The organism is Lutibacter sp., from assembly GCF_041555395.1.
Lineage (GTDB): Bacteria > Bacteroidota > Bacteroidia > Flavobacteriales > Flavobacteriaceae > Lutibacter.
Window position 1 is genome coordinate 1 of sequence record NZ_JBFFKM010000074.1, and the last position, 8,927, is coordinate 8,927.

The window sequence follows — 8,927 nt, forward strand, 5'->3', positions numbered from 1 at the left end:
AATTCAATGGCCTGAATTCTTTTTCGGGCGTCATCGGTCATCATATGGTAAGGAGGTGTAATAAAATAACAAAACGCTTTTTTGTTTGAACGCCCAACACGTCCGCGCATTTGGTGTAAATCGGACAATCCAAAATTATTTGCGTTGTTTATAAAAATGGTGTTTGCATTTGGCACGTCCAAACCGCTTTCAACAATGGTTGTGGAAACCAAAACATCAAATTCATTATTGATAAAAGCAAGCATCAAGCCTTCAAGCTTTTTGCCCTCCATTTGTCCGTGGCCAATCCCAATTTTAGCATCGGGAACCAATCGCTGCAACATTCCTGCAACTTCTTTAATATTTTCAATGCGGTTATGAATAAAAAAAACTTGTCCGCCACGTTGAATTTCATATCGAATAGCATCTCTTATCACTTCTTCACTAAAACGAATCACATTGCTTTCAATGGGAACACGATTTGGAGGCGGTGTATTAATAACCGATAAATCTCGCGCTGCCATCAGGGAAAATTGCAAAGTTCTTGGTATTGGAGTTGCGGTGAGCGTTAGCGTGTCAATATTTTCTTTTAAAGTTTTCAATTTATCTTTAACGGCCACGCCAAATTTTTGTTCTTCATCAACAATTAACAAGCCTAAATCTTTATATTTTATTGCTGAATTGGTAAGTTGATGGGTTCCAATAACAATGTCAACAGATCCATCTTCCAATCCTTTTAGCACAGCTTTTCTTTGTGTTGCCGTCCTAAATCGGTTTAAATATTCTACGGTAACCGGGAAATCTTTTAACCGTTCGCTAAAGGTTTTAAAATGCTGAAAAGCCAAAATGGTGGTTGGCACCAAAATGGCAACTTGTTTTCCGTTATCAACCGCTTTAAAAGCCGCTCGAATGGCAATTTCTGTTTTCCCAAAGCCAACATCACCACAAACCAAACGGTCCATTGGCCGTTCATTTTCCATATCATTTTTTACATCTTGGGTTGAAGAAGACTGATCCGGCGTGTCTTCATACAAAAAGCTGGCTTCCAATTCATGCTGCAAATAACTGTCCTGACGGTACTGAAAACCTTTTTGCATTTTTCGCTTTGCGTATAATTCAATCAAATTAAAGGCAATGTGACGGATTCGCGATTTTGTTTTTTGTTTTAATGCTTTCCAAGCTCCCGAACCCAATTTGTGCAATTTAGGAGCGGTACCATCTTTACCGTTGTATTTTGAAATTTTATGAAGCGAATGAATACTGATGTATAAAATATCCCGATCGCCATAAATCAATTTGATGGCCTCTTGCTGTTTTCCTTCAACATCAATTTTTTGAAGTCCGCCAAATTTTCCTATTCCGTGATCAATATGCGTTACATAATCACCAATTTCAAGATTGGTCAATTCTTTTAAGGTGATGGTTTGTTTTTTGGCGTATCCGTTTTTCAGTCTAAATTTATGGTAACGCTCAAAAATTTGGTGATCGGTATAGCAAGCTAATTTATTTTCTACATCAATAAATCCTTTGTATAATGGAAAAACGAGCGTTGTGTATTCCAATTCCTCGTCAAGATCACTAAAAATGTCGTGAAAACGATCGGCTTGTTTTTGCGAATCGCAAAAAAGGTAATTTGAGAATCCGTTTTCGCTGTTTTGATGAAAATTTTCAATCAGCAAATCGAATTGTTTGTTAAATGAAGGTTGTGGTTTTGTGTTGAAAACGATAACGTCATTCGTAACTTTTGAATCAGTTTCAATATTTTTGGCATTCACAATTTCAACCAAAGAAAATTCCAGTAATTGTTTTTTTATAAGGTCACCGTTACAAAAAAGTTCGTTTGGTTTTGCGTGATTCAAAGCAGAATTCAGGTCTTTAAAAGCAAGATCTGCTTTACCGAAAAGCGTGTCTAGGGTGTTGAAAAGCGGGTTTAAATCTTTAGTGAAAATAATGGTTTTATTGGAAATGTATTTTAAAAAGCTGTCTCTTTTTTCGTCCAATGCTTTATTTTCAACATTGGGCATAATGCTAATTTTGCTAAGCTTTTCTGTCGATAGTTGTGTTTCAACATCAAAAGTTCTGATGCTTTCTACTTCATCGTCAAAAAATTCTATGCGATAAGGCTCGTCATTTGAAAAAGAAAATACATCAATAATACCTCCTCTCACAGAAAACTCTCCTGGCTCAGTCACAAAATCAACTCTGTTAAAATGATATTCGAACAACACTTCATTCACAAAATCCAGACTCAATTTATCGTTTAGGCTAATTTTTAAAGTGTTTCGGTTAAGTTCAGCCTTGGTAACCACCTGTTCAAAAAGTGCCTCGGGATACGTGACAATAATTGCCGGTTTTTTGCGCGAATTAATGCGGTTTAAAACTTCTGAACGTAATAAAACATTAGCGTTGTCTGTCTCTTCGATTTGATAAGGTCTCCGATAAGAACCGGGATAAAAGAACACGTCTTTATCGGTTAAAAGCTGTTCTAAATCGTTTAAATAATAAGCGGCTTCTTCTTTGTCATTAAAAATTAAAAGAAATGGTTTTTCAACTTTTGTAAAACTTTCAGAAATAATAAAAGACAATGAAGATCCAACCAAATTCGAAATTTGAAAATGGTGATTTTCCTTTAATAAGCTTTGAACCAATTGTTTTTTTTCAACAATTTGTCCGTAGGATTTAACAATTTTTTGTTTGCTCAAAGTTGCAAATTTCGGCAAAGATAGCATTTTATAAAAAAATAGAAAAAATTCAGGAATAATCCTTAAATTTATCTACATAAAATAAAAAAATTTAAGAGATGTCAATTTCAGATTTATATCCTACAGGCCTTCATGAAAAAAATAAAGGCCATTTTGCTTCCATTGTAAAACTAGCCTTGCTTGATCATAAAATTGTTGAAGACGAGCTCAAATTATTAGAAAGACTTGCCATAAGGCTTGATATAACTAAAAATGAGTTTGAAGCTATTTTGAAAACCCCTAATAATTATCCGATAATTTCACCGGTAAGTTATGAGGAACGTTTAGAGTGTTTATATGATTTAACTAAAATGCTTTTTTTAGATAAAAATCCAACTATTGATAAAACTTCAACAATGGATAGAATTGCAGTAGGTTTAGGTTTCCATGTTGACAATGTTAGAGATATCGTAAAAGAAGCCATAAAATTCTTTTTAAAAGAACCCGATATTGAGGATTTTAAAAAAGCAATAAAAAAAGTGAATCCCATAAAGCATTCTTCATAAACTTATGATATTTTTAAGGGCAAATATGCTGAAGGTTTATCTATATTTGCGTTTAAAATTAGAAAAATGGGATTATCAGATTATAACTTAAGCGGAGAACAAAAAAGAAATATCGCACATTTTGCAAGTATTGTAAGATTGGCTTTGGCAGATGACATTATTACTGAAGGTGAAGAAAAATTATTAAAAAGGCTTGCAAAAAGATTTCACATTCTTGAAGAAAAACACAAGGAAATTCTCGAGAATCCTAATGATTATTCAATAGAGACGCCTCATAGTTATGATGAGCGCATTGAACATTTATACGATTTGGCAATGATGGTTTTTGCTGATGGTGAAGCTTCAAAATTAGAGTCAGAAGTGTTAAGAAAAATATGCATCGGACTGGGTTTTCCTCTTAATAATGCTGAAAAAGTAACCGAAGAAGCCATTCATTTAATCTTAAACGGCAGTGATTTGGATGATTTTACAAAAGCCATAAAACAAGTCAATAGGATTTAAGAAGTTTACCGATTGTTAAAAAGCCGAATATAATGTTCGGCTTTTTGTGTTTAAAATGGTAATTTGCAACAAAAATTACTCGTGCGAAATTCAGCTTCATTTCAAGTATATAATGCTTCTGCAGGCAGCGGAAAAACATTTACGTTGGTTAAAGAATACCTAAAAATTCTTTTAACCAGCAACAATACTTTTAAATTTCAACAAATTTTAGCGGTAACATTCACCAATAAAGCCGCCGGTGAAATGAAAGCGCGTGTAATTGAGAATTTACACGCATTTTCTAAAGAAGAAAAAAATGATATGCTTCCAGTAATTTGTGAAGAAACAAATTTAACGGAAACTGTTATTATTATAAGATCACAAGCTGTTTTAAACGCCATATTGCAGAATTATTCTGCATTTGGCATTATGACGATAGACAGTTTTACCCATAAGTTAATACGAACTTTCGCTTATGATTTGGGACTTCCGTTAAATTTTGAAGTTGAAATGGACGCCGAAAGTTTGCTAAATGAAGCCGTTGATGTAGTGATTTCTAAAATTGGGAGCGATAAAAAATTAACCGATTTATTGGTAAGCTATTCGCTTCAAAAACTGGAAGATGATAAAGCTTGGGATATTTCTTTAGAACTGAAGTCATTTGCCAAAATTATTCTGAATGAAACCGATGCGGCCAATTTAAAATCGCTCCGTAAAATTTCAATTGAAGAATTTACTTTGTTGAAAGAAAAACTTCAAAAAGAAAACAACCGGCTTGAAGTTGAATTTTTAAATTTAGGGAACAAGGGGTTGAATATTATTAATGAAAACGGACTTGAGCTTGGTGAATTTGGCTACGCGGGAGAATTTCCAAATCATTTTATAAAACTCACCAAACTTAAATATTTAAAAGTTGATGATTTAAAATTTGAAGGAAGGCTGAATACCACTATTGAAGAAAACAAAAATTTATTTTCCGCAAAATGCAGCTCAGCTTCTAAGCAAATTATTGAGACTATTGCTCCTGTTTTAAAGGAATTGTATCACGAATCCAAAAAATTATACACAGAAAAGTATCCTCGCTATATTTTAAATAATTTAATTGTTGAAGGATTAATTCCTTTGGCGGTTTTAAATTATATTAATAATGCATTGCAGGAAATAAAAAGCGAAAATAACATTTTGTTAAATGCAGAATTCAACCAGCTAATTGGTGATACCATTAAAAATGAACCCGCACCTTTTATTTATGAGCGTATTGGTGAGAAATTTCGCTATTATTTTATAGATGAAATGCAGGATACTTCACAATTGCAGTGGAAAAATCTAATTCCATTGATCGATCACGCAATTTCTTCTGAAGATGAACTTGGCGAATCTGGAAAATTATTGTTGGTTGGCGATGCAAAACAATCAATTTACAGGTGGAGAGGCGGAAAATCGGAACAGTTTATTTACCTGTCTTCCGAAGAAAAAGACAAAAACACCAATCCGTTTTTTGTAGAAAAAACATTGAGCAATTTGGAAACCAATTTCAGAAGCTATTCAGAAATTATTGATTTCAACAATTGTTTTTTTAAGCATAGTTCACAATTTTTAACGAATATAAGTTACCGTAATTTATTTTTTGATGGCAATAGCCAAAATTTCAATAAGAAAACAGGCGGTTATGTGCAGATTTCATTTGTGGAGAAAAATGATGACGCCGAAGATAAAACATTGGTTTATCCGAAAAAAGTGGCTGAAATTATTCAAAACTTAGACCCTTCATTTAAAAAGAATGAGGTGTGCGTTTTGGTTCGAAAAAAAGATCAGGGAATTGCCGTGGCAAAATATTTATCGGAAAATGGCATTGAGATTATTTCTTCTGAAACCCTGTTGTTGAAAAATAACGAAAAAATTAACTTTATTATCGACTTATTGAATACTGTCGAAAATCCGTCGTACAAAGAATACAAAATTAAATTGCTCTATTTTTTGCACGAATATTTTAATTTGGAGGAAGAAAAACACCATTTTTTAAGTCGGTTTATTCGTTTGTCAACTGTTGAATTTTTTGAAGGTCTGAAAAAATTCGGATTGTATTTTAATGTGGATGAATTTCACCAAAGTCCGTTTTACGAAAGCATAGAATACATCGTCAGAAGTTTCAATTTGGCCACAGATTCCGATTCAAATATCCAATTCTTTTTGGACGTTGTTTTTGAATTTCAGCAAAAGAAAAAAGTTTCTGTTGGCAGCTTTTTGGAATTCTGGGAATTAAAAAAAGACAAGTTAAGCATTGTGGCGCCAGAGGCTGAAAATGCCGTAAGAATTATGACCATTCATAAAGCAAAAGGATTGGAATTTCCTATCGTTATTTTCCCTTATGATATTGAAATTTACCGACAAATAAATCCGAAAGTTTGGTATACAAACAACCAATCTGATTCTATTAAACAGGTTTTTTTAAATTATGGCGACAAGTTAAATTACATAGGCGAACAAGGAAAACAGTTATTTGAACAAAGAAGAGAAGAATTGGAGTTGGACAATTTTAATTTATTGTATGTTACGTTAACAAGGGCTGTAGAGCAACTCTACGTTGTTACTGAAGACAAAACGGGTGGTAAAAACGGGGAATCTGTCAAATACACTTCCGATCTTTTTATACAATTTTTAAAGAAAAGTGAATTGTGGAATCCTGAAAAAAACGAATACAGTTTTGGAAACCCAAAGCGATTGCCTTTTTCAAAAAGGGAAGAAAGCAGCACTACGATTCAACAAAGTTTTATTGGCAATTCATGGAAAAATCATCATATTTCGATTGTCGCCAATTCCTCTTTGCTTTGGGATACAGAACAAGGAAATGCGATTGTTTACGGGAATTTACTGCATGAAATGTTATCCAAAATTAAAACAAAAAACGACATTTTTGAAGTGACGAATCAGTTTTTATTTAAAGGTGAAATTACGATCGAAGAACAAAAAGAACTCACTATCATTCTAAATAAAGTGATAAATCACCATCAATTATCCGGCTATTTTGAACAAAATAATTTGGTTTTTACGGAGCGTGAAATACTGACTTCAGATAAGCAAATTTTAATTCCAGATCGCTTGATTTTTAATGGCGATAAGGTAACGATCTTAGATTATAAAACTGGAAAGCCAGAAGAAAAGCATCGCCACCAAATTAACGCCTATTCGCTGGCTTTGGAAAATTTAAATTACAGCATTGAAAAAAAATTATTGGTTTATATTACTGATGAAATTTTAATTGAAGAAGTTTAAATTAACATAAATTTGTAAAAAATTAACAAGATGTACTATAAAATACAACAACATTTACAAAAGGAACTGCAAGAAATTAAAGAAGCAGGCCTATATAAATCTGAACGCATTATCACATCGTCACAAGATGCAGTGATAAAAATAAGTTCAGGACAGGACGTTATTAATTTTTGCGCCAATAATTACTTGGGATTGTCAAATAATCCTGAAGTGATTCAAGCCGCAAAAGACACGATGGACACACACGGATTTGGAATGTCATCGGTGCGTTTTATCTGCGGAACACAAGATATTCACAAAGAATTGGAACAAAAAATTGCTGAATTCTATAAAACGGAAGATACTATTTTATATGCTGCCGCTTTTGATGCAAACGGAGGTGTTTTTGAACCTCTTTTTTCGGATGAAGACGCCATAATTTCAGACTCATTAAACCATGCTTCTATTATTGACGGCGTGCGTTTGTGCAAAGCTGCGCGATATCGCTATGATAATAACGACATGGATTCTTTAGAAAAACAACTTATTGAAGCCAATAAAAACAATCATCGATTTAAAATAATAGTGACCGACGGTGTTTTTTCAATGGACGGGGTTGTGGCTAAACTTGACAAAATTTGTGATTTGGCCGATAAATATGATGCAATGGTGATGGTAGATGAATGTCACGCCGCAGGTTTTATAGGAAAAACAGGCAGAGGAACCTTAGAGCTTAAAAATGTAATAGGCAGGGTTGATATTATTACGGGAACTTTAGGGAAAGCTTTGGGTGGCGCCATGGGCGGTTATACTACAGGGAAAAAAGAAATTATTGAATTGCTGCGCCAGCGTTCAAGACCTTATTTGTTTTCAAACTCATTGGCTCCGGCAATTGTGGGCGCATCCCTAAAAGTATTTGAAATGATTTCAAACGACACTACTTTAAGAGATAAATTAGAGTGGAACACTAATTACTTTAAAGAAGGAATTATAAAAGCGGGATTTGATATCGTAAAAGGAGATTCGGCCATAGTACCCGTGATGCTCTACGATGCCAAATTGTCTCAAGACATGGCCAATATGTTGTTGGAAGAAGGTATTTATGTTATAGGATTCTTTTATCCTGTTGTGGCAAAAGGAAAAGCAAGAATTAGAGTCCAACTTTCCGCTGCACATACCAAGGAACATTTGGAAAAAGCAATAAATGCATTTGTAAAAGTGGGGAAAATACTTAAGGTGATATAGAAAAATTGTAAAAAAGCACAAATTTCAATTTGTTTTCGTATTTTAGTTAGTAATTTAGAGGTTTTTTGGAACTTTCATTATTGTAAAAAGCACATCAATCTCTAAAAATAATTTTTTAGAATTGACCGAAAACCTAAAGGCTTAAAATTTGTATTAGTTAAAGATTAAGCAAAAGAGCCGCTTTATTAAGTTTAAAGCAATTTTTGGTTATTTTTTTGAGTTTTTTTAATATTAATAAATTTGCTTTACAACTTCTTAAAATGAATATTAATTAATTAATTTATATAACTATGAAACATTTAAAAGTAACCTTACTGGCTTTATTCCTTATAATTGGTTTAAGTAACGTAAACGCACAAGATAAGAACAATCCTTGGGCAATAGGTATTGGAGCAAATGCTGTTCATAATCCACAAATACCAAATGATAAACTCTCTAAAGAATATTTTAGGACTCAAGACTGGAATATGATTCCTGCTGTTTCAAGATTAACCGTTGGTAGATATCTTGACAAAGGATTTACATTTGAAGGATCCGGGTCAATAAATGAACTTACCAAAAATGGAAGAGAAAGTGTTTCTAGGATGTCTTTTTTCGCATTAGATGGAAATCTTAAATACGATATCAATAACGTGATCGGGCAAACAGGTTTCTTTGATCCTTATGTTCTTGTTGGTGGTGGTTATACTTGGGTTGACGGAAATGGCGCTAGCAATTTTGATGC

General features: G+C 33.2%; 5 protein-coding genes and 1 pseudogene. 5 read left to right on the plus strand and 1 reads right to left on the minus strand.

From position 1 onward, the window contains the following. Window positions 1-2,681, minus strand: a 2,681-nt coding sequence (locus ABY285_RS11510; RefSeq protein WP_372770200.1) for a transcription-repair coupling factor, incomplete at its 3' end; no start/stop codon positions are given. Between the two features lie 98 nt (window positions 2,682-2,779). On the opposite strand from ABY285_RS11510, the gene ABY285_RS11515 reads away from it, so the two are divergent. The 5 genes and pseudogenes from ABY285_RS11515 to ABY285_RS11535 form a co-directional block, all read left to right on the plus strand. Next, complete coding sequence (locus tag ABY285_RS11515) at window positions 2,780-3,226, plus strand: TerB family tellurite resistance protein (protein ID WP_372770201.1); 447 nt, start codon at window positions 2,780-2,782, stop codon at window positions 3,224-3,226. Window positions 3,227-3,292: 66 nt separating this feature from the next. Beyond that, window positions 3,293-3,727 (plus strand): TerB family tellurite resistance protein, encoded by a 435-nt coding sequence (locus ABY285_RS11520; protein ID WP_372770203.1) that lies wholly within the window; start codon window positions 3,293-3,295, stop codon window positions 3,725-3,727. Window positions 3,728-3,790: 63 nt separating this feature from the next. Continuing rightward, entirely contained in the window at window positions 3,791-6,979 is a 3,189-nt protein-coding gene (locus ABY285_RS11525) for a UvrD-helicase domain-containing protein (RefSeq protein WP_372770205.1), read from the plus strand. 30 nt (window positions 6,980-7,009) lie between these two features. Further along, window positions 7,010-8,203 (plus strand): glycine C-acetyltransferase, encoded by a 1,194-nt coding sequence (gene kbl / locus ABY285_RS11530; protein WP_372770207.1) that lies wholly within the window; start codon window positions 7,010-7,012, stop codon window positions 8,201-8,203. A 290-nt stretch (window positions 8,204-8,493) separates the two neighbouring features. Further along, window positions 8,494-8,927: pseudogene (locus ABY285_RS11535) on the plus strand (OmpA family protein); the annotation flags it as partial.